Origin of the sequence: Burkholderia sp. BCC1644, assembly GCF_902833225.1 — a bacterium.
GTDB lineage: Bacteria > Pseudomonadota > Gammaproteobacteria > Burkholderiales > Burkholderiaceae > Burkholderia.
On record NZ_CADFEI010000001.1, the window covers coordinates 195,118 to 218,657 of the forward strand.

Consider the following 23,540-nt stretch of genomic DNA (forward strand, 5'->3'; position numbering starts at 1 on the left):
CAGGTTGTTCCATTGAAACGATTCGATATGCGCAGATCGCCATGCCTGTCCCGCGTATGCACCGGTATCGCCGGCCTGATGATGGCGAGTGGGCTGGCGTGGCCGGGAGGGGCCGAAGCTGTATCCGGCGTTCCCGCACCGGTTGCGATTCACTCGAACCTACCAGACGCATACGTTCATCCCGTCCCGGACGCTGCCGATCAGGCTGACGAACTGCAACGCGCGCTGGACCGGCTGCAGTCGGGACAGCGCCTGGTGTTCATGCCTGGGCGGTATGTCGTTGGCCGCTCGTTGGTCGTGCGGCAGCCGCATGTCGTGCTGTCGGGTTTCGGCGCGACGTTGATCGCGACGGCCCCTGATGATCAGACGATCGAGATGCGCGGCGACGATACGACGCTCGTCGGATTCAAGCTGACGGGAACCGGCACGGCGCGTCTCGCGACGCCGGAATCGACCAAAGTCGAGATTACCGGGCACGGCGTGCAAGTACTCGACAACGTCATCGACGGCGGCGCCAGCGCGGGCATTTTCGTGTTTGGCGGAACGGATGTCGCGATCGTCGGCAACGAAGTGCTCGCGACACTCGCGGACGGCATCCACATCACGCATGGTGCGCGCAACGTGCTCGTGCGCGGAAACGTCGTACGCGGCACCGGCGACGACATGATCGCGGTGGTGAGCTATCAGGGCGACGGCATACTCAGCCGCAACGTGCTGATCGCCGACAACTCGCTCGAAGGTAACGCATGGGGGCGCGGCATCACGGTGGTCGGCGGTGCCGACGTGACGATCGCGAACAACGTCGTGCGCAACGTACAGGTGAGTGCGGGCATTCTCGTCGCACAGGAGGACAGCTTCCGGACCTACGGCGCGTCCGGCGTGCTGGTCGAGAACAACGAGATTTCGGATATCCAGACCGCGGCCGCGCGTACCGATCCGCGCCCGCTGACGCAGCAGGCCGCGATCGACGTCAGTACCTGGTCGGGCTCGGTGACGCGCGTGGCCGTGATCGGCAACCGCGTGTCGCGCGCACGGTTCGCCGGCATTCGCGTATGGGGCAACGTATCGCAGTACCGGATCGCGGACAACCGGTTGTTCGCGATCGGCGGGATGCCGGTGCAGGTGGGTGGGGGCGGAGGCTGTGCGCCGGGCGGCGCGAAGGCCGTGCAGTGCAAGGCATCGGTCGCGCAGCTGGCGTCGATCGACAAGGTCGGGGCGGACACGTCGGCGTTGCCGCACGTGCGTGAAGCGCTCAGGCAGGCGCGAGCGTCGCAGCGCGGCATCGATTGACGATTCGATGCGCGCGCCGGCGTGCATGGCCCGCGATTACCGCACGACGTCTCCCTCCACCACCTGCACCTGCGGTTCCCGCGCGGCGAGCGGCACCGCATGCCTTTCCGGCGGCGTGTCGACGACGGGGCGTCCGTACTGGTCGTCGAAGCGCACGATATCGTCTTCGCCGAGATAGTTGCCCGATTGCACCTCGATGATCTCCAGCGGAATCCGGCCGGGATTCTCGAGACGATGGACTTCGCCGACGGCGATGTACGTCGATTCGTTCTCGCTGAGCAGGTAGGTCTCGTTGCCGCGCGTCACCTTCGCGGTGCCGCGCACGACGATCCAGTGCTCGGCGCGGTGATAGTGCATCTGCAGCGACAGCCGCTTGCCCGGTTCGACGACGATCCGCTTCACCTGGAACCGCTCGCCGAGATCGATCGAATCGTAATGCCCCCACGGACGCTGCACCTTGCGGTGTTCGCTCGCCTGCGGGCGCCGGTCGCTCTTCAGGCGCGTGACGATGTTCTTCACGCGCTGCACGTCGTGCTTGTTCGCGACGAGCACCGCGTCGGGCGTTTCGATCACGACGACATCCTTCATCCCGACGCACGCGATGAGACGGCCTTCCGATCGCACGAGGCTGTCCTGCGTGTCCTCGAACACGATCGGGCCGCGCGCGACGTTGCCGTGATCGTCCTTCGGCATGATTTCCCAGATCGCATCCCACGTGCCGACGTCCGACCAGCCGGCCGACAGCGGCACCACGATGCCTTCGATGCCGAGATCGCTGCTGTCGGCGAGGCGCTCCATGACCGCGTAGTCGATCGAGTCGGACGGGCAGGCGTCGAAGGCCTCCGCGTCGATCCGGAAGAACGGATCCTCGGCGACGCCCGCGCGCCATGCCGACTCGCAGGCCGCATGGATCTCGGGCGCCAGTGCGCGTATCGCCTTGAGCCAGACCGATGCGCGCATGACGAAAATCCCGCTGTTCCACCAGTAGTCGCCGGATTGCAGGTAGCGCTCGGCGAGCGCCGCGTCGGGTTTCTCGACGAAGCGTCCGATCGAATAGCCGCCTTGTCCGCCGTGGCGGCTCGTACGCGGCTCGCCGACCCGGATATAGCCGTAGCCCGTTTCCGCGCGGCGCGGCAGCACGCCGAGCGTGACGATCGCGCCTTCCTGCGCGTAACGTGCCGCGCGAGCGATCGCATCCTGGAACGCGCCGACATCGGCGATCACGTGATCGGCCGGCATCACCGCGAGCACGGGATCGTCCTCGAGCGCGCTGGCGTCGAGTGCGGCAAGCGTGAGCGCGGGCGCCGTGTTGCGCGCGGCCGGTTCGAGCAGGATGCGCGCGGGCGCCGCACGGTCGACCACTTGCGCGGCGCTCATGATGCGATGCTGTTCGCCGCACACCAGCAACAGCGTGTCGCCCAGCGCGGCGTTCGCGATGCCGTTCAGGCGGCGCGCGGTCGCCGACAGCGGCGATTCGTTCGACGTCAGTTCGATCAGCTGCTTCGGAAACTGTTCGCGCGACAGCGGCCAGAGGCGCGTGCCGGAACCGCCGGCGAGGATGACCGGCAGGATGCGGGGCAGATCGGGTTCGGGAACCGGGCGTAGGGTGCGGGTCATCGGTTGGCTCCGGTATCGGCGGGCAGCCGGTTGAGTACGCGCCCGTCGGCGCGTGCGTCTTCGGTTCGGGGCCGGGCGGTCGAAACGGCCCGGGACAGCAACTGGCGCAGCGCGCCGGCGGCGCGGTCGGCCGGCCGGATCATGCCGACGAACGGCGCGCCCTGTTCGAGATACGGTCCGTATGCCTTGCGGAATCCGAAACGTTTGTAGAATGCCTGGCGCGGTGCGGGGACGTGCATGCGCAGCGCGGCGTCCGGCCACGCGGCCAGCGCGGCGGTCAGTGCGCGTTCGAGCAGGTGCTCGAGCGTATCGCCGTCTCGGCACGCTTCGCTCGTCAGTACCTTGTCGATCACGACGTCCGGGTCGATGTCGTCGCCGGGCAGGATGCGCGCGTAGGCCGCGACTTCCGCTATGTCGCCGTTGCGCACGGTTGCATAGACGTGCAATGCGCCCGCGTCCTTGCCGTCGATGTCGAGATGGGTATGCGCATCCTCGACGACCAGCACGGCGTTGCGCGCGCGCAGGATTGCATAGAGATCGACGGCGCTCAGATGTTCGAATTCACAACAATGCCATTCCATGATGCGGTCCTCGTGTGAAACCTTCAGCACGCCGTGCCGCACGGACGCGTTTGTCCAGTGCGGTGCGGCGATGATCATCATGCGGATACCGCGCGCGCCGGTCTGTTCGAAAGCGCACTCACGTTCCGGTTTGTCTGCTGCCGTGCGGTACGGCGGTCCCGGCGTACCGACAACAGCGCAATGTGCGGTAGCACACACCGGTCGTGGCGGTGCTTTCCGATAATTGGCACGGCATGGCGGCCGCGTTGCGCGGCTCGTCCATATCGAACGTCAATGAAGAATCGGGAGCGGTACTTGAAGATTGCGATCGTTCACGACTGGCTGGTCGTGCCTGGCGGCGCCGAACGCGTGCTGGCGCACATGATCGACTGCTTTCCGCAGGCCGATGTCTACAGCCTCGTCGATTTCCTCGAGGATCGTGACTGCCTGCGCGGCCGCGCGGTGCGCACGTCCTTCATCCAGAAGCTGCCATTCGCGCGCACGCGCTACCGCAGCTACCTGCCGTTGTTTCCGCTGGCCATCGAGCAGTTCGACCTGTCGGCATACGACGTCGTGCTGTCGAGCTCGTATGCGGTCGCGAAAGGCGTGCTGAGCGGCCCGGACCAGTTCCACGCCAGCTACGTGCATTCGCCGGTGCGTTATGCATGGGACCTGCAGCACCAGTACCTGAACGAGGCCGGGCTCGCACGCGGGCCGAAATCGGCGATCGCGCGGGCGCTGCTGCATTACATCCGCAACTGGGATGCGCGCTCGGCGAACGGCGTCGATCGCGTGGCCGCGAATTCGAACTTCATCGCACGCCGCATCCGCAAGACCTACCGGCGCGATGCGACGGTGATCTATCCGCCGGTCGACGTCGACCACCTGTCGCTGCGTGCGGACAAGGACGCGTTCTACCTGACCGCGTCACGGCTCGTGCCGTACAAGCGGATCGACCTGATCGTCGACGCGTTTTCGCGTACGCCGGAACGCCGCCTCGTCGTGATCGGCGATGGGCCGGAGATGGCGAAGATCCGCGCGCTCGCGGGGCCGAACGTCACGCTGCTCGGCTACCAGCCGTTCGACGTGCTGCACGACCACCTGCAGCGTGCGCGCGCATTCGTGTTCGCGGCGGAAGAGGACTTCGGCATTTCGCCGGTCGAGGCACAGGCCTGCGGCACGCCCGTGATTGCGTACGGCAAGGGCGGCGTGCGCGAATCGGTGCGCGCGTGGCCGGGCGCCGGCGCAACGGGCCTGTTCTACCGTGCACAGACGGTCGATGCGCTGCTCGACGCGGTTGCCCGTTTCGAAGCGCTGCCGCGCGGGTCGATCGATCCGCATGCGTGTCGGGCGAATGCCGAATTCTTCGGCTCGGCGCGCTTTCGGGACGAGCTCACACGCTTCGTGATGGACGGCTATGCTGCGTTGCAGGAGGAGATGGCCGGTCCGGCCGGTTTCACGCCGGAAAACGAGGCTCCGAGCGAGGACGGCTTGCGCGATCGGCCGGCCCGGCATGACGAGACGGCGCTGCGAACCTGAGCGGCGACCGCGCCGGCAGATTACGGCATGTAACGGCTGCACGCACTGCACGCCGTCTCGAGACGGCGCGGCCGGCCGGCGGTGCGCGCGATTATGCGGTGCATGGCATGCGGTGCCGGTCTTTTTCGCGGATTTCGGTGAAAATCGCGCGCAATCATTCGTGGTTATCTTGCTGAAAAGTAGTATTTGCCACTGATTGACGGGAATGCTCATAGATAATCAAATCTCAGTGGCCAAAGGTGTGTCGCGCGGGGCGACCGGCTGCGTAACCGGCTGATTCAGGATTATCTTTTGGTAACAAGACCATCGCGAAACGGGGTGTAAATTCACGAACGGATGAAGTGCGGCGGTCACTCCGCGAGCGGGTTGGCCGCCATCCGGTTCGGCATCGGGCGCGACTGTCGTGTACGACGCGACGCACATGCGGATGGAAGTTACGTTTGCCGACGTGCCCCGCCTGACGGCGGGTCGCTTCAAAGCCGGAATGTCGTGGCTCCCGCAGCCGCGCGTTCCGTTCGAGTTCGATGACAACGAGGCCGGATGACATCCGGCTCGACCTCCGGGGGTTCTCGCCGTGTGCAGTTTCGATCTTCGCCAAGGCTGCGGAAACGCAGCGCGGAAAGGCGGCCATGCGCCGCCGGCCGCAGCGCACGCGAACGGGTCGCGGAGTGGAGAAAGTGATGGTTCGTTATGAATATGCCAATAACGCGCGATAAGAGCGCCGGCGCGGGGAGCGGTAACGGGCAGCGTCCGCTGATCTACTGGACGCAGTCGCCGTCCGTGATGCTGCGAAAGGAACTGTCGCGCCGCGACTGGAAAGTGTCGGTCGTCGCACATGCGAACGAGTTGCGCGACACGTCCGGCGAAATCACCTGCGGCATCCTCGATCTCAGCGGCGGTCATGCCGATGCGATCGGCAGCATCGCGTCGACCTGCGCGTCGATGCGCGACGTCGTGTGGGTCGCGCTCGTCGACGTCGGCCAGACCGCATCACCGAACGTGCGCGCGCTGTTGCGCGACTATTGCTTCGACTACGTCACGCTGCCGGCGTCGCATCAGCGGATCGCCGATACGGTCGGCCATGCGTACGGCATGGAGTGCCTGTTCGCGCGCGACCGCGAACAGCTCGAATCGGAGGAGAAGGGTATCGTCGGCACCTGCAGCGCGATGCTGCGGCTGTTCGATACGGTGCGGCGTTTCGCGCGCACCGACGCGCCGGTGTTCGTGTTCGGCGAAACGGGCACCGGCAAGGAACTGACGGCCGTCGCGATCCATCGCCATTCGGAACGGCGCAACGGCCCGTTCGTCGCGGTCAACTGCGGCGCGATTCCGCCGCATCTGCTGCAATCCGAATTGTTCGGCTATGAGCGTGGCGCGTTTACCGGCGCGAACGCGCGCAAGATCGGCTATGTCGAAGCCGCGAACGGCGGCACGCTGCTGCTCGACGAAATCGGCGACTTGCCGCACGAGAGCCAGGCGAGCCTGTTGCGCTTTTTGCAGGAGCGTTCGATTCATCGCCTCGGCGGCAGCGATCCGGTGCCGGTCGATGTCCGGATCGTGTCGGCCACGCACGTCGACCTGCGCGACGCGATGGAGGAAGGGCGCTTTCGCGCCGACCTGTTCCACCGCCTGTGCGTGATGCGCATCGACCAGCCGCCGCTGCGCGCACGCGGCAAGGACATCGAACTGCTCGCGCATCACATGCTCGAACGTTTCCGCGGCGATGCGCGCCATCGCGTGCGCGGGTTCTCGACCGATGCGATCACCGCGCTGTACAAGCACGACTGGCCGGGCAATGTCCGCGAACTGATCAACCGGGTGCGCCGTGCGGTCGTGATGACGGAAGGGCGCCTGATCACCGCGCGCGATCTCGAACTCGAATACTGTCTCGATGCGGCGTCGCCGTCGGTGGCCGATATCCGCAAGTCGATCGAGCGCGAGGCGATCGAAACCGCGTTGCTGCGCACGCGCGGCCGCGTCGCGGCTTCCGCGCGCGAGCTCGGCGTGTCGCGCGCGACGTTGTATCGCTGGATGGAGGCATACGGCATCGAGCGGCCGCGCGGTACGGGTTCGTCCGACTGAGCGGCTGGATCGATACGGGATGGAACACGCTCGCGGCACGAAGCGGCCGCGAGCGTTGCGTCAACCGGCCTGTGTGGCGCGCACCGCCCGCGCGGCATTCACTGCACGAATTTCCACTACGGGCGGCACATTGTCCTCGGTCGCCGGGGTGTTCCCGGCGGTGCGCAGCGGAACGAGCGCGACACGCGCCGGCGTGCCGGGCGCGAGGTGGAACCAGTCGTCGCGCGGCATGAAGCCCGGTGCGCCGATCTGCACGTGGCGCGCGACGTGCCGCGTGTCGATGTCGACGTGCCACGTGTCGTCCGTGCGCGACACGCACGCCTCGATCCCGAGTTCGCGGCGCGCCAGCACGGCCGGATGCGTACGGGACGGGAAATGGAATGCCTGCGACAACAGCGTGCCGTCGTCGGCGCGCAATGTCGCGACGACGGTATCGTGTTCGCAGGGCCCGAAGCGGTACGCATAGGTCCAGTCGAAGAAGCGGCCGAGCAGGTCGGCCGAGCCGATCCGCATGGTGTCGTGCGCGGCGATCCGCACCGGGCCGCCGGCCCGCGCGACCGGCGTGCGGCCGTCGCGCAGTGCTACCAGCTCGATCGCCGCCGACAGCGGCGCCGGGCGCTCGTTGACCACGTGCACGTCGAGCCCGTTCAAGCCTTCGTCGACGAGCAGCACCTGGACCGGCTGCAGCACCTGCCGCAGCGCATACCACGCCGATTTGGGCCGGTGCGCGGCGTCGATCACGCCCCATCCGGCACCGGGCATCACATCCTGGAACTGCCACACGAGCGCGCCGGCGCAGCGTGAGCCGGTGCGCCGCCACTCGGAGAACGTCTCGCGCATCAGGTCCGCGATCACCGCACGCGACAGCTCGAAGTAGCGGGCCGGATCCTCGCGCCGCAGCCGGTCGGGCGCGACGTCGTACAGCGTCTGCAGATAGTGGTCGCGGATATCCTCGAAATCCCAAGACGTGCCGGGGTCGCGCGGCACGGCCGCTTTCCAGCCCGGCTCATGCACGCCGGGCCAGCCAAGCTCCGCGAGCGTCGCATCGCACGGCACGTTCGAGAACGCGAGGCATTCGCTTGCGAAGCGCACGTCCGCGCGACGCGCGTCGTCCAGCGGGCGCAGGTAGGCGCCGACGCCGTAGTAGTGCGACACGCGTTCGCGCGGCGTGAACGGCAGCACGCCGCCATCGGGCGAATCGGGCACGTACGGGACGTCGGGGCGTCGCGCGGCCGCATGGCCGGCCAGCCGGTCGGCCGTCAGCTCGAGGAAGCGCTGCTTCGGTCCGAGCCCCGACATCGCGGCCTGTTGTGCGATCTCGCTACCGCCGCACAGCACCGCAAGCGACGGTGAGGCGCCGCGGCGCGCGAGAAATTGATCGGCCTCGCGGTCGATGTTGTCCGCGAACGCGGGGTCGTCGAGCGCGTAGTCGAAGTTCGCGAACATGAAGTCCTGCCAGACCAGCAGCCCGAGCCGGTCGCACCAGGCGTGGAATGCGTCGGCCTCGTAGGTCATCGTGCCGCCGACGCGGATCATGTTGAAGCCGGCGTCGCGTGCGAGCCCGAGCAGGCGGCCGTAGGCCGCGTCGTCCGCGTGCAGCGCGAGCGGGGCGGCGCTACTCCAGCACGCGCCGCGCGCGAACACCGGCACGCCGTTGATGCGCAGCCCGAAACCCTTGCCGTCGGCGCCGCCGTCGATCTCGATCGTGCGGAAACCGGTCGCGCCAAGCGGTCGCCGTTCGTCGCCGATATGCAGCGTGATCTCGTAGAGTGCGGGCTCGCCATGCGTATGCGGCCACCAGCGGCGCACGTTGGGGATGGCCACGCTTGCGCGCAGCCGGTCGGCGCCGGCGCGCTCGAGCGTCGCTTGATGTTCGCCGCACGACAGCCGCGCCGCGACGCTGTCGGGCAGCGGCGCGGCGAACGTCAGTTCCGCGTCGAGCCAACCCGTGTCGCCTTCGATGCGCGCCTGCAGGCTGGTATCGACCAGAGCGGGGCCGTCGGCCGGATCGAGTACGTCGACGGGCCGCCACGGGCCGGCCGGTACAACCGCCGGGAACCAGCCCGGCATGTGTCCGAACAGCGACGTGCGGACCGTGCGCAGCGCGGCCGGCTCGGCGAGCCGTGTGCGCCAGCGCGCACGGCGCGTCGCGCGCACGTCGCGCAGGTGTGGCGCGAGTGCACGGAAGCAGAGTGTCAGCCGGTGCGTGCCGTCGAGCGATACGGGCACGTCGTGCGCGACGAACATGCTGTCGGAGCGGAGGATCGGCGTGTCGTCGAGCCAGGCTTGCGCGAGCGTGGCGAGGCCGTGGAAGCGCAGCACGCGCGGCCCGTGTCCGCGCAGTTCGATCCGGTACCAGTGATCGCGCTCGTCGAGCGACCGCGTGTCGTCGGGCCGGCCGGCCAGCGTGAGCGCCTGCGCAACCGTGCCGGGTACGGGCGCCGCGATCCAGTCGCCGTCGTCGCCAGGCAGGTCGCGCGGTTCCTGCATGGCGCCCGCGGCCGCCGCGAGCATCGACCACGCGGGCTGGCTACGCGTGCGCGTCACCGCATGACCGGCACGGGCGCCGCGTCGCTGCGCACGGGCGCGACATGCCGCAGCGGCGAGCCGATCTGGCGCGCGCACGCGACGAGGTCGGCGTACGCGGCCTCGATCGCCTCGAGCGTCGAATCGCCGCGTTCTTCCTTGCCGCGCGCGCAGGCGCGCGCGAGCCGGAATTCCAGCACCATCGCTTCGGACGCGATGCGGTCACACGCCGCGCGGATCTCGGCGAACGGTCCGACGCAGCCGCTGGCCTGCAGCCAGCGCGCGTAATGGCCGAACAGTTCGAAATTCGCGCCGAGCTGCCGCACCGAATTGAACGAGTACGCATGGAAGTGCTCGAGCGGCGAATCGGCGAGGGTGCGTGCGTCGGTCTGCAACTGCCGCCGGAACGCGGCGATCGGATTGATGACCGGCAGGCGCCGCAGGTGACGCTGCAGCGCGGCGAGCGATGCGTCGCAGAGTTCGCGCTCGCCGAGCGGCGTAAAGCGCCGTTTCGCGCATTCGACGTACGGCGGCAGCGTCATCGGCGAGCTGCCGCCGACGAGCCCGTTGTAGTCGAAATCCTCGGCCACGTAGTAGCCGCTGTTGTGGAAATAGCCGATCTGGCGCTTCACGCGGTCGATGGCGTCGATGCCGATCGTCGTCTTCGTGTGTTGCGTGCGGTAGCTGCTGCCGCGCGTGTCGGGCAGGAACCACGCGTCGACCTCGACGATCATCAGGTGGCCGCGTGCGACCTGCGTCTCGATGTGCTGGTCGAGCGGCTCGTAGATCGAGTGCTCCTGCACGACGATCCCGTAGAGCCGCTCCAGTTCGTCGTGCGGAAACTTGAAGAACGTGAACTGGTCGCCCTCGAAATCGAGCGCGATCGTAAACGGCAGCGCCGCGTACGGATTCAGGCCCCACCACCGGAGCACCTCGAGCCACATGTCGACGTAGCAGTTGGTCTGCTTCCAGACCATCTCCTGACTATGCAGCGGGTGCGGCCGGTAGTGACGTGCGCGATGGCGTACATCCTCGAACGACGCGTCTTCGCCGTCGCGGGAAACGAACCTCATCGCGCGCCCCACAGTACGTCGCGCACGTCGCCCGGCCATGCCTCGATGTCGAAGCCGTGGTGGCGGAACAGCGCGAGCGTGAGCCGCTCGAGGCCGAAGCCGACGCAGCCCGTGTGCGCGACGTCGTCCGTCGCGGTGCGGATGTTCCACAGCAGGCCGAAATGGTCCATGTGGTAGTTGAAGCTGAGGCATGCGGTCTGGCGGTCGTCGTGCTCGATCGGGATCAGCAGCTCGAACTTCAGGTTCTGCTCGCGCTGGCTGTTCGCGACGATCTTGCCGCCGCGCCCGAAGAACGGATCGTTCGCGAGATCGATCGCGTTCGGCAGGCGCAGCGCCTCGATCATCCGCGTACCGCGCTCGATCCACGTTTCGCGGAACGCGACGATCTGTTCGGGCGTACCGATCCGCACGTATTCGCGCATCCGGAACAACTGCATGCGGGTCGGGTCGAGCGACGGCTCATGCCGGAAGCAGTACGAGAACACATCGACGATCCGGCCGTCGGCGGGCAGCGCGCCCGCACGCGCGACGACGGGGTAGACCGGGTAGCACGCGGCCGGCGTCATCACGACGTAGGTCGGCTTCTGGTTTTCGGTCCAGTCGTCGCCGCGATCGAGACACTGCAACAGGCGCTGGTGCTGATGCTCGTCGCCGCAGAACGCATGCACGCTGCCCGCGAGCTGCGGGAAGCTCTTCATGTATTCGCTGCGCTCGAACTCGAGGCGGCTCATCGCCGGCGGGAAGCGCAGCACTTCGGCCTGCTGGTCGGCGCCGATACGCGTGACGAATGCATCGAGCGCTTCGACGACGCGCTCGAATCGTTCGCTGCGGCCGAACAGGCCCTGGATGCCGGTCGAGACGAGCAGGCCCGCGTCGATCAGTTCGTCGCGCAGCGGATTGACGCCTGCGCGGTCGAGCGGTGCGTCGGCGGGCGTGGCGGCGGTGGAAGGTACGGCGAGGCGGTCGTTCACGTATGTTTCTCCAGCGTCGCGGGACGCAGCGCGAGCAGCAGGCTCGCAGTATTGGCGGCAATGCGGTCGTTGCTGATCATCAGCGGCGCCGCGAGCAGGTCGCGAATGTGGCGGCCGATGCTGAACGGCGTGCCTTGCTTGTAGCCGGCCATCCCGCAGATCATCATCGCCTGGTGCGCGACTTCGAGCGCGGTCGTCGACACGTAGGTCTTCAGCGTGTTGATCTCGGCGGCCCGGGCCATGCCGGCCGACCACGAGCCCGACGACGCGTTCGCATGGAGGCGCAGCACGGCATCGACGCGGGCCTGCATCGCCTGCATCAGCGCGAGCGATTCGGCGATGCGTCGCGCCGCGGGCGACGGCGCGCCGTCGGTCTGGCGCGCCTGTGCGCGGAAAAACTGGTGTGCGCGATGGAACGCGTCGCCGGCCACGCCGATCCATACCGCGGCCCACAGGATGTGCGAGACCGGCACCATCGTTTCTTCGGCGATCTTCGCGAACGGGATCGGCAGGCACTGCACGGCGGCGCCTTGCGCATCGAGCACGAAGCCGTTGCTGCAGGTGCCGCGCATTCCGAGCGTGTCCCATTCGCCGCGGCGCGTGAGCGTATAGCCGTCGCGCAGCAGCGTGACGAGCACCTGCTCGGACGCCGGTGCATCGGCGTCGCGTCGCGCGGTCGCGAGGATGCCGTCCGCGTAGTCGCCGTACGAGATCGTCGGCGCGGATTTGTGCAGCCGGAAGCCGCCGCCGTCGGTTTCGAGCGCGCACTGGCTCGCGCGCAGGTTGCCGCCGACGCCGTCTTCCGACGTGGCCGACGCGAGCAGCCACTGGTGGCGCACGAGCTGCTGCAGGAACAGCTTGTGCCAGCCCTGGTCGGCGGCATGATCGACGATGCACGCAACCTGGATCTGGTGCATCGCGAACACCATCGCCGACGACGCGCAGGCCTGGCCGAGAATCGAGCAGGCCGACGCGATGTCTTCCAGCGACGCGCCCGCGCCACCGAGATGGGACGGCACCATCGCGCCGAGCAACCGGCGCGCGCGCATCGCCTCGATCGCCTCGACGGGGCAGCGCGCGTCGCGATCGACCGCATCCGCATGTTGCGCGGCGATCTGTGCGACGGCGTGCGCGGCCTCGTCGAGCCGATGCGATTCGCTGTCGGCCGCGAGTTCCGGAAGCAGCGCGCTCATGCCGAATGCTCGGTGCGTTGAAGTGTGGCGATCGTGTCCGCGAGTGCGTCGATGCTGCGGAACAGGTTGCGGTTCAGCATCTCGTCGGGTATCTCGATGTTGAACTGCTTCTCGATCGCGAGCATCAGCTGGATCGTGTCGAGCGAGGAGAGGCCCGCTTCGTAGAGGTCGTCCCCGTCGCCGATCGAATCGATGGCGGCTTCAAGGTGGGCGACGTGCTTGAGGATGGTTCTGATTTCGTTTTTCACGTGCTGCTCCGGCGTGCGTGGTGTCGTCCGCTCGGGCAGACGCGCGATGTGCGCTGACGTCCCCCCGGCAGTCCGGCATCAGTAGACCATTGGCAGGCACGGCGTTCTGTTCGCCACCCTACAAACAGCTGACCCGGCGGGCTTGCAGTGCCGGAGCACCACGCCGCGCCCGGCCGTCGATCACGCGCGCGATGCAGCCGGCACGCCCGAATCGGCCGACAGGATGCGCTTCATTTCGTCGCGCACGATCGCGCGGCAGCCGCACGACATCTTTTCGAGGCCGTCGAGGTCGGCGAGCTCGATCGAGCTGCGGTACTGGCGGATCAGGCCGAGCTTCTGGATCTCGCCCGCGGCATCCGTGACGGTTTCGCGCCGCACGCCGAGCATCTGCGCGAGCATGCTGTGCGTCACCTGGATCTCGATGCTGCGCGTGCGGTCGTACGCGAGCAGGAACCATCGGCATAACTGATGTTTCAGCACGTGATGGCGGCTGCAGAACGTGATCTGCGACACCTGCGCCATCAGCAGCCGCACGCAGACGAACACGAGATGGCGGATCACCGGCGATGTGTCGAATGCGGTGGCGAATACGCGCCGGTCGAGCCGGTAGACGAAGCCGTCGCGGCAGGCCACCGCACGGCAGGGCATCCGGCCGCTGCCGCCGATCACGTCGTCGCAAACCACGCTCTCGCTGCCGATCTCCGCGACTTCCAGCGTCATCCCGCCGGACGACACGTACTGCAGCGAGATCGCCGTCGTGACGGGCAGGTACACCGCGGTGAGCATTTCACCGGGTTCGCACAGCACTTGCCCCGATTTCAGGTGGACGAGCTGAAGGTGGGGCGCCAGCGTGGCGAGTTCGTCGCGGTCGATGGCCGCGAGAAACCGGTTGGCATCGAAGCTGTGGGAAAGCTCGATTATGCCGTTCGCATGGGCGACGGCGTCGTGGGCCTGGAGAGTCACGGCACATCCTCGTAGGGTGGCGGTCGCGCGTCGTCGTGGCGGTCCCGGAGAAACGGGAATTAGCACGATCGTGCGGACTTGTGTTCATTGAAAATCGAATGAAGACGCTGCGAAAAGGCTAGCACGCGATTGAAATCGATCAATTGCACATTACGTCATTTCACAAAGTTTGACGATTTTGTCTGGGCGGAAACGTCATGCGGATTTAATGATTCATATCCGTTGAATTAATCATCCCGAAATGGAATGCGATGAGGGTAGGGCATTCAATGTGGATCGGGAATCAATCGGATCACGGTGCGCAGCGTACGTGAAAATCATCGGGCATACATTGAACATTATTTGACAAATAAGCGGGGCGCGCAAAAATGTCCAGCAGGATCAATGGTTTGTGTGCGAAGTGTGCGATGGATGACAGAGCGCGGAATGCGTGTGCCGATTCAGTTTTGAGACAGTTTCAAACGAGCGTGTGAAGCGTGGCGACGCTGGAAAGTGCCGTCCCGGACGTCACGGAAACAATTGAAAATCGGCTGTAAGTATATGAACGACAAGCCTCGCGGTCCGATCCGGTTGCCCTCGTTCGATGCGTGCGAATTGATCAGTCAAATCACTTGCTGTGTCCATCGCGGGAAGAGTGTCCGGAAATGAGACGTTTTTTATGGTGCGAGGCCGGATATTCCGGCGATCTAAATCAGGCGTGATTCATATATTAAGGATGGGCGGGTATTGGCACGTAAATCGCTTATTCGAATTCGCGTGACGAAACGGGACGGCCGACTCAATCCGGCGGTAACAAGTCGATGGTCGGTCGGAATCAGGGTTGTGGGCCGCAACCGCTGTCAACGTCCGGGCGCGCATCGCGATAACGAGTTCCGTGCATGCGGCTGCAGGCGGCACGGACAATAAAAGGGATACAGACATGCTTCATCTTCACTCGAGCTACACGGCGAACGCCATCCTCGATGCACTCCCGGAGGACAGCATCCGCACCATCGCACCGCATCTGGAACTGGTCAGGATCAAGGCCGGGATGCTTGACCGGGTTGGCGAGCCGATGCGCCATCTGCATTTTCCGACGACGTCGATGATGTCGGTGCAGCACCTGATGGAGGACGGTGCGATGGTCGAAGTGGCGGTGGTCGGCCGTGAAGGCGTGGTCGGCCTCGGGACGCTGGTCGGTGGCGTCGCGGCGTCGAGCCGGGTCGAGGTGCGCATCGGCGGGATGGCGTATCGCGTGCCGAGCTGCGTGATGCGTGCCGAATTCGAGCGATCGCCGGAGACGTACCGGCTGCTGCTCAACTACTGTCAGGCGGCGATGGCGCAGATCTCGCGCAGCGCGTTGTGCAACCGGCATCACTCGGTCAGCGAGCAGTTGAGCCGCTGGCTGCTGCTCGCGCACGACCGGATCGACGGCGACGAGCTGGCCGTCACGCAGCAGACGATCGCGAACATGCTCGGCGTGCGGCGCGAAGGCGTGACGGAGGCGGCCGGCAACCTGCAGGAAGCCGGGCTGATCCGGCAGCGCCGCGGCCGCATCACGGTGCTCGACCGCGGCGGTCTCGAACATCACGCGTGTGAATGCTACGACCTGATTCGCGCCGACTATCGCCGGTTGCTCGGGTCGCGCGGGAATGCGAGGCAGGCGCCGGTTCGCCCGCGCATGCCGGAGGTGCGTTGCGGATTCCCGGCGCATGGTGCGTAACGATGCAGTCGATGTCCGGTGGAACGAATACGTTGCGGCGTGCCGCGATCGCGGCGCTCGACGTCGTGCTCGTGCTGGCGGGGGCGCTTGCGGCGCAGGTCGCGTCCGGCCTGGCGTGGCACGGGCTGTCCGATGCGCAGCGTGGCGCGATCGCGCTGCTGTGCGTGCTGACGGTGGCGCTGCTGCCGCGCTACCTGCGCACCGTGCGCGGCGGCGTGACGGTGCAGGGCGGCGCGCACGTGCTGACGCAGACGCTGGTGGCGGTCATCTGCGCGAGCGTGCTGACGGTGGCCGGCACGATGTGGATCATGAATCGCGGCGGCACGGTCACGACACGCTGGATCGTGCACACGGTGCTGGCCGGCGGCGCGGCATTGCTGCTTGGCCGCGCCGCGCTGCTGGCATTCGTGCTGACGCGCAACGACCCACGTGCGCGGCAACGCCGCGTCGCCGTGGTCGGCGCAACGGCGTACGGGCGCGTGGCGATCGAGCGGATGCAGCTCGCGCCGAGCGGCCCTTTCGTGGCGGCGTGCGTCTTCGATGACGACGCGCCGGCTACCGCGGGCGACATCGGCGGCGTGCCGGTGATCGACGACTGGACCACGCTGCGCGACATGATCCGCAGCGGCCAGATCGACGAAGTGTGGCTGACGCTGCCGATGTCGCACGAATGGCGGATCCAGCGCATCGTGCGCGAGTTGCGCGACGAATTCGTCGAACTGCGGCTGTTGCCCGACGTGCGGCAGATGGCGGTCGTCGATCGCTCGGCGACCGATGTGCTCGGCATGCCGGCGATCAATCTCGCGACCACGCCGAGCTCCGCGCCGGAGCTGTGGGCGAAGTTCGCGTTCGACCGGCTGTTCGCGTTCGGCGTGCTGATTCCGTTGCTGCCGCTGCTGTCGATGCTGGCCGTCGCGGTCAAGCTGTCGTCGCCGGGGCCCGTGCTGTTCAGGCAGCGCCGCAAGGGCGTGGACGGCCGCGAGTTCGACATCCTGAAGTTCCGGACGATGCGCGTGCATCGTGCGCAACCGGGCGTCTTGCGGCAGGCGTCGCGCAACGATGCGCGCATCACGCGCGTCGGCGCATTCCTGCGGCGCACGTCGCTCGACGAACTGCCGCAGTTCTTCAATGTGCTGTTCGGGCAGATGTCGGTCGTCGGGCCGCGTCCGCACGCGATCGAACACGACGACCTCTATCGTCAACTGATCGACTGCTACATGTACCGCTATCGCGTGCGTCCGGGCATCACCGGATGGGCGCAGGTGAACGGCTATCGTGGCGAGACGCGCAAGGTCGAGGCGATGGCGGCGCGCGTGAAGTTCGATCTCTTCTACATGCAGAACTGGAGCTTCTGGTTCGACATGAAGATCATCCTGTTGACCGTCGTGCGCGGCTTCATCGGGCGCAACGCTTTCTGAGGATGGCGAAGCATCGGTAAAGCCGTGCGTTGTGCGGTCGAACGTACCGACCGGAGCGACGGAGGCGGACACACTGACGGCACAGCAGCATTCCGCGCCGCGGAGTGTCCGGCGGCGCCTCGTCGCGTCGCAGCCATCGGAACAGTCACGATCATGTCAACGTCGATTCGGGAGCGTAGCGCACCGGTACTGCAGGACGCGCGCGCGGAACGGGGCGTCGGCACAGCCGCGCACGCCGCGCGGTTGCGCCGCCTCGCAATCAACGGGAAATTCACCGCGCAGCGCATGACGGGCGTTCAGCGCGTCGCATACGAGCTGACGGCCGAACTCGCGCGCATCGCGAGCGCCGGCGACGAACCGTCGCTCGTCGTGCCGGCCGATCACGATCCGGCGGCCATGCCGGCCGGTGCGCGGTCGCAGGCCTCCGGGCGCCGGCGCGGTGCGCTGTGGGAACAATGGACGCTACCGCGTGCGACGCGCGGCCGGACCCTGCTGAGCCTGTGCAACATCGGCCCGCTCGCAAAGCGCGATCAGCTGCTGATGATTCACGACGCGGCGATCTTCGATCTGCCGGCCGGTTATTCGCTTGCGTTCCGTCTGTGGTACCGCTTTGCATTCTCCATCCTGAAACGGCGCGCGCGCCATATCGTGACGGTGTCGCATTTTTCGCGCGCGCGGCTGGCCGCGCGGCTGGGTGTGCCGCCGGCACGCCTGTCCGTCGTGCCGGGCGCGGTCGATCATATCGACCGGATCGATGCCGATCCCGGCGTGCTGTCGCGCCTGAGTCTCGAGACGGACGGCTACGTGCTGTTCGTCGGGTCGCTCGCGCCCGGCAAGAATCTCGGGCGCGCGCTGGCCGCGATAGCGTTGATGCGCACGTCGCACCCGACGTTGCGCTTCGTGATCGCGGGCGGCGCGAATGCGAAGATATTCGGTGTACGCGAGGCCGGCCTGCGCGAAGACGATCCGTACGTCACGTGGGCCGGCTACGTGACCGACGGCGAACTGAAGGCGCTGTACGAACACGCAGGATGCTTCGTTTTTCCATCGTTGTACGAAGGATTTGGGCTGCCGCCGCTCGAGGCGATGCGATGCGGGTGCCCCGTCATCGTGTCGCACGAGGGTTCGCTGCCGGAAGTCTGCAGTGGGGGCGCGCTGTTCTGCGATGCCTATTCGCCGCCGGGCATCGCGGCCGCCATCGCTCGCGTGATGGACGATCCCGAACTGCGCACGCGGCTGCGCGCGATGGGTCGCGAACATGCGCAGCAGTACAGCTGGCAGCGCTCGGCGCGCGCGTTGCTCGACATCGTCCGTGCCGATGCCTGACGCGCGGTGACGCAGTCCCGCGCAACAGATGGATCGATGCCGGCTGCGCCTGCGTCAGACGAATCCGGCGATGTCGCGTTTTCGCGTCCGTCCCCGATTTTCGGCCGAGCGCCTGCACGCTGATTCCGGTCAACACACGCGTGTTCAATGGGTTTATCCTGCGTCGAATGCGTCCCGCGCTTCGTGCTGCCGGGCGCACACCCGGACGCACGGCAATGGCGGTGACGCCGCTTCGCCGCGCACCGGCGCGACACCGCGCGCCGCACTTTTTCGCGCGGAACCCGGAACAGGAGAGACGGCCATGGCGCTCGACCAACAACAACGGCAGACGCTGAAACAGCGGCTGAACGAGAGCGAGCAGACGCTGCGTGCGGAGATCCGCACGAGTGAAGACCAGCGCGCGTCGGAATCCTACGCGGACCTTGCCGGCGCGGCGCCGGACGAGGGCGACGAGGCGAACGCGGATCTGTTCGTCGACGTCGATCATGCCTTGATCGGCATGAGGCTGACCGAACTGCGTGCGGTCGGCCGCGCCCAGCAGCGGATGCGCGACGGCAGCTATGGCGAATGCATCGATTGCGATGGCGCGGTGGGCTACGAGCGCCTGCTGGCGCGACCGACCGCCGAGCGCTGCACGCATTGCCAGTCGATCTACGAGCGGCGTTACGCCACGACTCCGCGCGCCTCCCTCTGACGTCGCGGCCGCAACGGCGCTGCACGCGATGCGTAGCGGGCGTACGATGAAGGCCGGGCGCCCGGCAGCGTCGACATGCGATGCCGGGCGGGCAGACGCCGTCGCGCCAGCGCGCGGCGCCATCCACGTGGAAGGGAGCCACGCCGATCATGCCGATCCACAATGCCGAGTGCGCGGCCGTGTTCGCCGAGATCGCCGACATGCTCGAGATCCAGGGCGCCAATCCGTTTCGTGTGCGGGCCTACCGCAATGCCGCACGGACGATCGCCGACTACGGTCGCGATATCCCGGCGATGATCGCGAACGGCGACGATCTCGGCAAGATTCCGTCGATCGGGCCGGATCTCGCGTCGAAGCTGCGCGAGATCGCCGCGACCGGCACCTGCGAGTTGCAGCAAACACTGCGTCATGCGCTGCCGGGCGCGATCGTCGAGTTGCTCGACGTGCCGGGGCTGGGCGCGAAACGCGTGAAGGCGCTGCATGATGCGCTGCACGTCGATTCGCTCGAACAGCTGCGCGCGGAAGCGAAGAACGGGCACGTGCGTGAACTGCCGGGCTTCGGCGCGAGAACCGAAGCCCATCTGCTCGAAGCGATCGACGATCGCCTGCAGCGCGAGCCGCAACGCTTCCTGCTGCCCGATGCCGCGCAATCGCTGATGCCGTTGCTCGACCGCCTGCGCGCGGTCGCGGGCGTCCGCAAAGCCGTGCCGGCCGGCAGTTTCCGTCGCCGCCGCGAAACCGTCGGCGATCTCGACATCCTCGTCACCGCAAGCGACCCGGTCGCCGTCGCCGATGCGTTCGTCGGCTACGCCGACGTGGCGCGTGTGCTCGCGCACGGCAAGACGAAGTCGAGCGTCGTGCTCGCCAGCGGGTTGCAGGTCGACTTGCGGGTCGTCGATGCCGATGCGCTCGGCGCGGCGCTCGTCTACTTCACGGGATCGAAGGCGCACAACATCGCGCTGCGCAGGATCGCCCAGGCCGGCGGCCTGAAGATCAACGAATACGGCGTGTTTCGCGGCGACGAGCGGATTGCCGGCGACACGGAGGCATCGGTCTACGCCGCGATCGGGCTGCACGAGGTGCCGCCCGAGCTGCGCGAGGATCGCGGCGAGATCGACGCGTCGCGGGCCGGCACGCTGCCGGCCTTGGTCGAACGCAAGCATCTCCACGGTGATCTGCATGCGCATACCGACGCGTCGGCCGGCCGCGACAGCCTGCGCGCGATGGCGGATGCGGCCCGTACGCGCGGGCTCGCGTACCTGGCCGTGACCGACCGCGCACCGCATGCCGGCCGCGGCCGTCACGACTTTGACTGGCTCGCGCGGCAGCTCGACGAGATCGATCGCGTCAATGCGTCGTTCGACAATTTCGTGCTGCTCAAGGGGGTGGAAGCCGGCATTCGCGAGGACGGCAGCCTCGACGTGCCCGATACGATGCTCTGCCGGCTCGATCTCGTGGTCGGCGCGGTACGCGACGGCTTCGACCTGTCGCGCGACGCGCAGACCGATCGCATGCTGCGCGCGATGGACCATCCGCATTTCACGATGCTCGCGCACCCGACCGGCCGCGTGCTCGGCGAACGCGAAGCATGCGAACTCGACGTGCCGCGCGTGATCGCGCATGCCGCGGCACGCGGTTGCTTCGTCGAACTCGATGCGCAGCCGCGGCGGCTCGATCTGCCCGACATCTGGTGCCGGGAGGCCGCGAAGGCCGGCGTGCCGGTCGCGATCGGCTCGGATGCGTGCAGCGCGGACGAACTCGACAACCTCGCGTACGGCGTCGATCAGGCACGGCGCGGCTGGCTGACGCGGCCCGACGTGCTGAACACGCGCACGCTCACGCAGCTGCGGCCGCTGCTGGCACGGACGATGGGCGAGGGCAGCGCGACGAAGCGGAGCCGGTCGAAGGGCGCGTGAACGCGACGGGCGGCGCGTGCCGCCCGCCGGGCGTTCACGTCATGCCGGCACGGTCATGCGAGCACGCCGGCCGCCGGCACATAGGGCAGGCCGAGCGCCAGCGCGACTGCTTCGTATGTGATGTGCCCGTCGCAGACGTTCAGGCCCGCGCGCAGATGCGGATCGTCGGTCATGGCCTGCTTCCAGCCCTTGTCGGCGAGCGCGAGCGCATGCCCGAGCGTCGCGTTGTTCAACGCGAAGGTCGACGTGCGCGCGACCGCGCCGGGCATGTTCGCGACGCAGTAGTGCACGACACCGTCGACGACGAAGGTCGGGTCGGCATGCGTCGTCGCATGCGAGGTCTCGAAGCAGCCGCCCTGGTCGATCGCGACGTCGACGACGACCGCACCCGTGCGCATCGTCGCGATCATGCCGCGCGTGACGAGCCGCGGCGCCGATGCGCCCGGCACGAGCACCGCGCCGATCACGACGTCGGCGTCGCGCACGGCTTCGTCGACCGTATGCGCATTCGAGCAGACGGTCGAGATCCGGTTGGCGAACACGAGGTCGAGCTGGCGCAGCCGGTTCACGTTGTTGTCGAGCACGGTGACGCGCGCGCCGAGGCCGACCGCCATCTGCAGCGCGCCGGTGCCCACGACACCCGCGCCGAGCACGACGACGTGCGCGGCCGGCACGCCGGGCACGCCGGCCATCAGCAGGCCGCGGCCGCCGCGCGGGCTTTCGAGATGGGTTGCCGCGACCTGGATGGACATGCGTCCGGCCACCTCGCTCATCGGGGCGAGCAGCGGCAAGCCGCCGCCGGGACCCGTCACGGTTTCGTACGCGATGCAGACCGCGCCGGATTTCACGAGCGCGGCCGCCTGGTCGGGATCGGGCGCGAGATGCAGGTACGTATAGAGGATCTGGCCGCGCCGCAGCATCGCGCATTCGGCCGGCTGCGGCTCCTTGACCTTGATGATCATGTCGGCGCGCGCGAAGACTTCGTCGGCGCCGTCGCAGAGCGATGCGCCGGCGGCCGTGTAGTCGTCGTCGAGCAGGCCGATCGCGGTGCCCGCGCCGCGCTGCACGAGCACGCGATGGCCGTGCCGCGTGAGTTCGTGTGCGCCGGCCGGCGTGAGGCCGACGCGATATTCGTGGTTCTTGATCTCCTTCGGCACACCGATCAGCATGAGTCGCCTCCATGGCCTTCGTTATCGTTGTCGTGCGGGCGGCGCGATCGTGCAGCGGCATGCCGACCGCAGTACTGGAATAACAGGGTAATGGCGCGCCAACGGAAGTCAAGCGGCCGCCTCGTGCGACGGTCACGCGCACTGCATCGCACCACGCGCTGCCGCGGGTTGCGACCGGAGGTCGCAATGCACGCGTTGCCGGGTTTCGGTATCGTCATGCGTGGCGCGGGCCGGGGCCGCGTGCCGGAACCATTCCGGCAGAACAACGAGACAAGGACACTACCGACATGACCGGTGCGTATTTCAGCGTGCCGACGCTTTGCGCGATCGCGCTCGTTCACGTCTACTGGGCGTTGGGCGGACGGCGCGGCAAGCGGGCGGCGATTCCGGAACAGGATGGCGTGTCGCTGCTGCAGCCGACCGCCATCGGCACGCTTGCCGTCGCGGCTGCGCTGCTGGGCGGCGCATGCGTGGTGGCGATGCGCGCCGGCTGGCTGGGGCGCAACGCGTATCCCGGCACGATCGCATTCGCGGTCGTTGCGTTCGCACTGATCTTCGCGGTGCGCGCCGTCGGCGATTTCCGCTACGTCGGCTTCTTCAAGCGTATTCGCGGGTCGCGTTTCGCACGAATGGACACGCTGTATTACTCGCCGCTGTGCGCGGCGCTGGCGCTGTCCATCGCGTCGATGTTCTGGCCGTGGTGAGCGGCGCGCTGGTCAACTCGTTGGCGTGCCGAGCCGGGTAAGGCAATCAGCTGGCACGGCATCGATCAGCCGGACGCCGTTTCCGACGAAGAACGTATTCCCGTGACAGGCGGGCGACACCGGCGATCCGTTGGCCGATGCCGGCCGGACCTTCCGGGCCTTCCGGGCCGACGGCCTGCCGTGCGTGGCTGGAAAGCCACAGCCATTGGCCGCGCACGCCGCAGCACAATCGTCTGCGCCACGCATGCATCGGCTTGCCATCGCGCCATCCTTGCGCATTCCAGCTTCCGGATTTTTCAATTGTTGCGATTTTCGATGCATTGAATTGCATCGAACCCCCTCGTAATGGAACCGGTTCCATATATAATTCGCGGCACTCGTCGCCGGGCCCGAAAGAGGGTCGTGCACGTCGCGCTTGCCGTCGGCAAACGCGGCGTCTAAGTTGAATCAGGGTCATGGCGATGGCGGGCAGATGCCGGTCGAAAGACGGGTATTTGTCTGACGATAAGACCCGATAAGAGGTCGATCCGTGCAGCGCCGCCTGAACCG

19 protein-coding genes are annotated in these 23,540 nt (G+C 67.3%); 9 read left to right on the forward strand and 10 right to left on the reverse strand.

Annotation, left to right across the window (positions count from 1 at the left end; translation table 11 throughout):
• Positions 1-27 precede the first annotated feature (27 nt).
• Complete coding sequence (locus tag HWX87_RS00835; RefSeq protein ID WP_176045205.1) at positions 28-1,290, forward strand: right-handed parallel beta-helix repeat-containing protein; 1,263 nt, start codon at positions 28-30, stop codon at positions 1,288-1,290.
• A 36-nt stretch (positions 1,291-1,326) separates the two neighbouring features.
• Here the strand turns inward: HWX87_RS00835 and HWX87_RS00840 are convergent, their stop codons facing one another.
• The gene (locus tag HWX87_RS00840) at positions 1,327-2,907 is read right to left on the reverse strand and encodes a mannose-1-phosphate guanylyltransferase/mannose-6-phosphate isomerase (RefSeq protein WP_176045206.1); all 1,581 of its coding nucleotides are present in this window, start codon (positions 2,905-2,907) and stop codon (positions 1,327-1,329) included.
• A complete protein-coding gene (locus HWX87_RS00845; RefSeq protein WP_176045207.1) occupies positions 2,904-3,569 on the reverse strand; it encodes a drug:proton antiporter in 666 nt (221 codons plus the stop codon). The genes HWX87_RS00840 and HWX87_RS00845 overlap by 4 nt, the downstream gene beginning before the upstream one ends.
• Before the next feature lie 213 nt (positions 3,570-3,782).
• Between HWX87_RS00845 and HWX87_RS00850 the strand changes: the two genes are divergently transcribed.
• Entirely contained in the window at positions 3,783-5,006 is a 1,224-nt protein-coding gene (locus tag HWX87_RS00850) for a glycosyltransferase family 4 protein (protein WP_176045208.1), read from the forward strand.
• Between the two features lie 690 nt (positions 5,007-5,696).
• Positions 5,697-7,088 carry a sigma-54 dependent transcriptional regulator gene (locus HWX87_RS00855; RefSeq protein WP_034191559.1) on the forward strand — a complete coding sequence of 464 codons (1,392 nt, stop codon included), beginning with the start codon at positions 5,697-5,699 and terminating at the stop codon, positions 7,086-7,088.
• Positions 7,089-7,148: 60 nt separating this feature from the next.
• Here the strand turns inward: HWX87_RS00855 and HWX87_RS00860 are convergent, their stop codons facing one another.
• The 6 genes from HWX87_RS00860 to HWX87_RS00885 form a co-directional block, all read right to left on the reverse strand.
• Positions 7,149-9,635 (reverse strand): glycoside hydrolase family 2 protein, encoded by a 2,487-nt coding sequence (locus HWX87_RS00860; protein ID WP_176045209.1) that lies wholly within the window; start codon positions 9,633-9,635, stop codon positions 7,149-7,151.
• On the reverse strand, positions 9,632-10,687 hold the full coding sequence (locus tag HWX87_RS00865) for a DUF1839 family protein (protein WP_176045210.1): 1,056 nt from the start codon (positions 10,685-10,687) through the stop codon (positions 9,632-9,634). Before HWX87_RS00865 ends, HWX87_RS00860 begins: the two co-directional genes overlap by 4 nt.
• On the reverse strand, positions 10,684-11,658 hold the full coding sequence (locus tag HWX87_RS00870) for an amino acid--[acyl-carrier-protein] ligase (RefSeq protein WP_176045211.1): 975 nt from the start codon (positions 11,656-11,658) through the stop codon (positions 10,684-10,686). Before HWX87_RS00870 ends, HWX87_RS00865 begins: the two co-directional genes overlap by 4 nt.
• Positions 11,655-12,851: an acyl-CoA dehydrogenase family protein gene (locus HWX87_RS00875; protein WP_176045212.1), complete on the reverse strand. Its 1,197-nt coding sequence runs from the start codon at positions 12,849-12,851 to the stop codon at positions 11,655-11,657. The genes HWX87_RS00870 and HWX87_RS00875 overlap by 4 nt, the downstream gene beginning before the upstream one ends.
• A complete protein-coding gene (locus HWX87_RS00880; RefSeq protein WP_006490451.1) occupies positions 12,848-13,099 on the reverse strand; it encodes an acyl carrier protein in 252 nt (83 codons plus the stop codon). Before HWX87_RS00880 ends, HWX87_RS00875 begins: the two co-directional genes overlap by 4 nt.
• 180 nt (positions 13,100-13,279) lie before the next feature.
• Positions 13,280-14,062, reverse strand: coding sequence for a Crp/Fnr family transcriptional regulator (locus tag HWX87_RS00885; protein ID WP_176045213.1), 783 nt, complete (start codon positions 14,060-14,062; stop codon positions 13,280-13,282).
• Between the two features lie 919 nt (positions 14,063-14,981).
• On the opposite strand from HWX87_RS00885, the gene HWX87_RS00890 reads away from it, so the two are divergent.
• The 5 genes from HWX87_RS00890 (at position 14,982) to polX (ending at position 21,118) form a co-directional block, all read left to right on the forward strand.
• The gene (locus HWX87_RS00890) at positions 14,982-15,764 is read left to right on the forward strand and encodes a Crp/Fnr family transcriptional regulator (RefSeq protein ID WP_176045214.1); all 783 of its coding nucleotides are present in this window, start codon (positions 14,982-14,984) and stop codon (positions 15,762-15,764) included.
• 11 nt (positions 15,765-15,775) lie between these two features.
• Complete coding sequence (locus HWX87_RS00895; protein WP_176045215.1) at positions 15,776-17,182, forward strand: undecaprenyl-phosphate glucose phosphotransferase; 1,407 nt, start codon at positions 15,776-15,778, stop codon at positions 17,180-17,182.
• A gap of 153 nt (positions 17,183-17,335) precedes the next feature.
• Positions 17,336-18,508 (forward strand): glycosyltransferase family 1 protein, encoded by a 1,173-nt coding sequence (locus HWX87_RS00900; RefSeq protein ID WP_176045216.1) that lies wholly within the window; start codon positions 17,336-17,338, stop codon positions 18,506-18,508.
• Positions 18,509-18,809: 301 nt separating this feature from the next.
• Positions 18,810-19,202 (forward strand): TraR/DksA family transcriptional regulator, encoded by a 393-nt coding sequence (locus tag HWX87_RS00905; protein WP_176045217.1) that lies wholly within the window; start codon positions 18,810-18,812, stop codon positions 19,200-19,202.
• A gap of 149 nt (positions 19,203-19,351) precedes the next feature.
• Positions 19,352-21,118, forward strand: a complete 1,767-nt coding sequence (polX, locus tag HWX87_RS00910) for a DNA polymerase/3'-5' exonuclease PolX (RefSeq protein ID WP_176045218.1) — start codon at positions 19,352-19,354, stop codon at positions 21,116-21,118.
• A gap of 53 nt (positions 21,119-21,171) precedes the next feature.
• Here polX and ald read toward each other — a convergent pair whose 3' ends face one another.
• On the reverse strand, positions 21,172-22,287 hold the full coding sequence (ald, locus tag HWX87_RS00915) for an alanine dehydrogenase (RefSeq protein ID WP_176045219.1): 1,116 nt from the start codon (positions 22,285-22,287) through the stop codon (positions 21,172-21,174).
• Positions 22,288-22,574: 287 nt separating this feature from the next.
• On the opposite strand from ald, the gene HWX87_RS00920 reads away from it, so the two are divergent.
• Positions 22,575-22,991 (forward strand): DUF3995 domain-containing protein, encoded by a 417-nt coding sequence (locus HWX87_RS00920; RefSeq protein ID WP_176045220.1) that lies wholly within the window; start codon positions 22,575-22,577, stop codon positions 22,989-22,991.
• Between the two features lie 46 nt (positions 22,992-23,037).
• On the opposite strand, the gene HWX87_RS00925 is transcribed toward HWX87_RS00920, so the two are convergent.
• Entirely contained in the window at positions 23,038-23,322 is a 285-nt protein-coding gene (locus HWX87_RS00925; protein ID WP_176045221.1) for a hypothetical protein, read from the reverse strand.
• Positions 23,323-23,540: the final 218 nt, after the last annotated feature.

What these genes read in the sequence shown, in the direction of transcription:
- HWX87_RS00920 (WP_176045220.1), top strand. Translation starts at nt 22,575, where the DNA reads ATGACCGGTGCGTATTTCAGCGTGCCGACGCTTTGCGCGATCGCGCTC.
- HWX87_RS00895 (WP_176045215.1), top strand. Translation starts at nt 15,776, where the DNA reads ATGTCCGGTGGAACGAATACGTTGCGGCGTGCCGCGATCGCGGCGCTC.
- HWX87_RS00890 (WP_176045214.1), top strand. Translation starts at nt 14,982, where the DNA reads ATGCTTCATCTTCACTCGAGCTACACGGCGAACGCCATCCTCGATGCA.
- polX (WP_176045218.1), top strand. Translation starts at nt 19,352, where the DNA reads ATGCCGATCCACAATGCCGAGTGCGCGGCCGTGTTCGCCGAGATCGCC.
- HWX87_RS00835 (WP_176045205.1), top strand. Translation starts at nt 28, where the DNA reads ATGCGCAGATCGCCATGCCTGTCCCGCGTATGCACCGGTATCGCCGGC.
- HWX87_RS00925 (WP_176045221.1), bottom strand. Translation starts at nt 23,322, where the DNA reads ATGCAATTCAATGCATCGAAAATCGCAACAATTGAAAAATCCGGAAGC.
- HWX87_RS00855 (WP_034191559.1), top strand. Translation starts at nt 5,697, where the DNA reads ATGAATATGCCAATAACGCGCGATAAGAGCGCCGGCGCGGGGAGCGGT.
- HWX87_RS00865 (WP_176045210.1), bottom strand. Translation starts at nt 10,687, where the DNA reads ATGAGGTTCGTTTCCCGCGACGGCGAAGACGCGTCGTTCGAGGATGTA.
- ald (WP_176045219.1), bottom strand. Translation starts at nt 22,287, where the DNA reads ATGCTGATCGGTGTGCCGAAGGAGATCAAGAACCACGAATATCGCGTC.
- HWX87_RS00900 (WP_176045216.1), top strand. Translation starts at nt 17,336, where the DNA reads ATGTCAACGTCGATTCGGGAGCGTAGCGCACCGGTACTGCAGGACGCG.
- HWX87_RS00905 (WP_176045217.1), top strand. Translation starts at nt 18,810, where the DNA reads ATGGCGCTCGACCAACAACAACGGCAGACGCTGAAACAGCGGCTGAAC.
- HWX87_RS00875 (WP_176045212.1), bottom strand. Translation starts at nt 12,851, where the DNA reads ATGAGCGCGCTGCTTCCGGAACTCGCGGCCGACAGCGAATCGCATCGG.
- HWX87_RS00840 (WP_176045206.1), bottom strand. Translation starts at nt 2,907, where the DNA reads ATGACCCGCACCCTACGCCCGGTTCCCGAACCCGATCTGCCCCGCATC.
- HWX87_RS00845 (WP_176045207.1), bottom strand. Translation starts at nt 3,569, where the DNA reads ATGATGATCATCGCCGCACCGCACTGGACAAACGCGTCCGTGCGGCAC.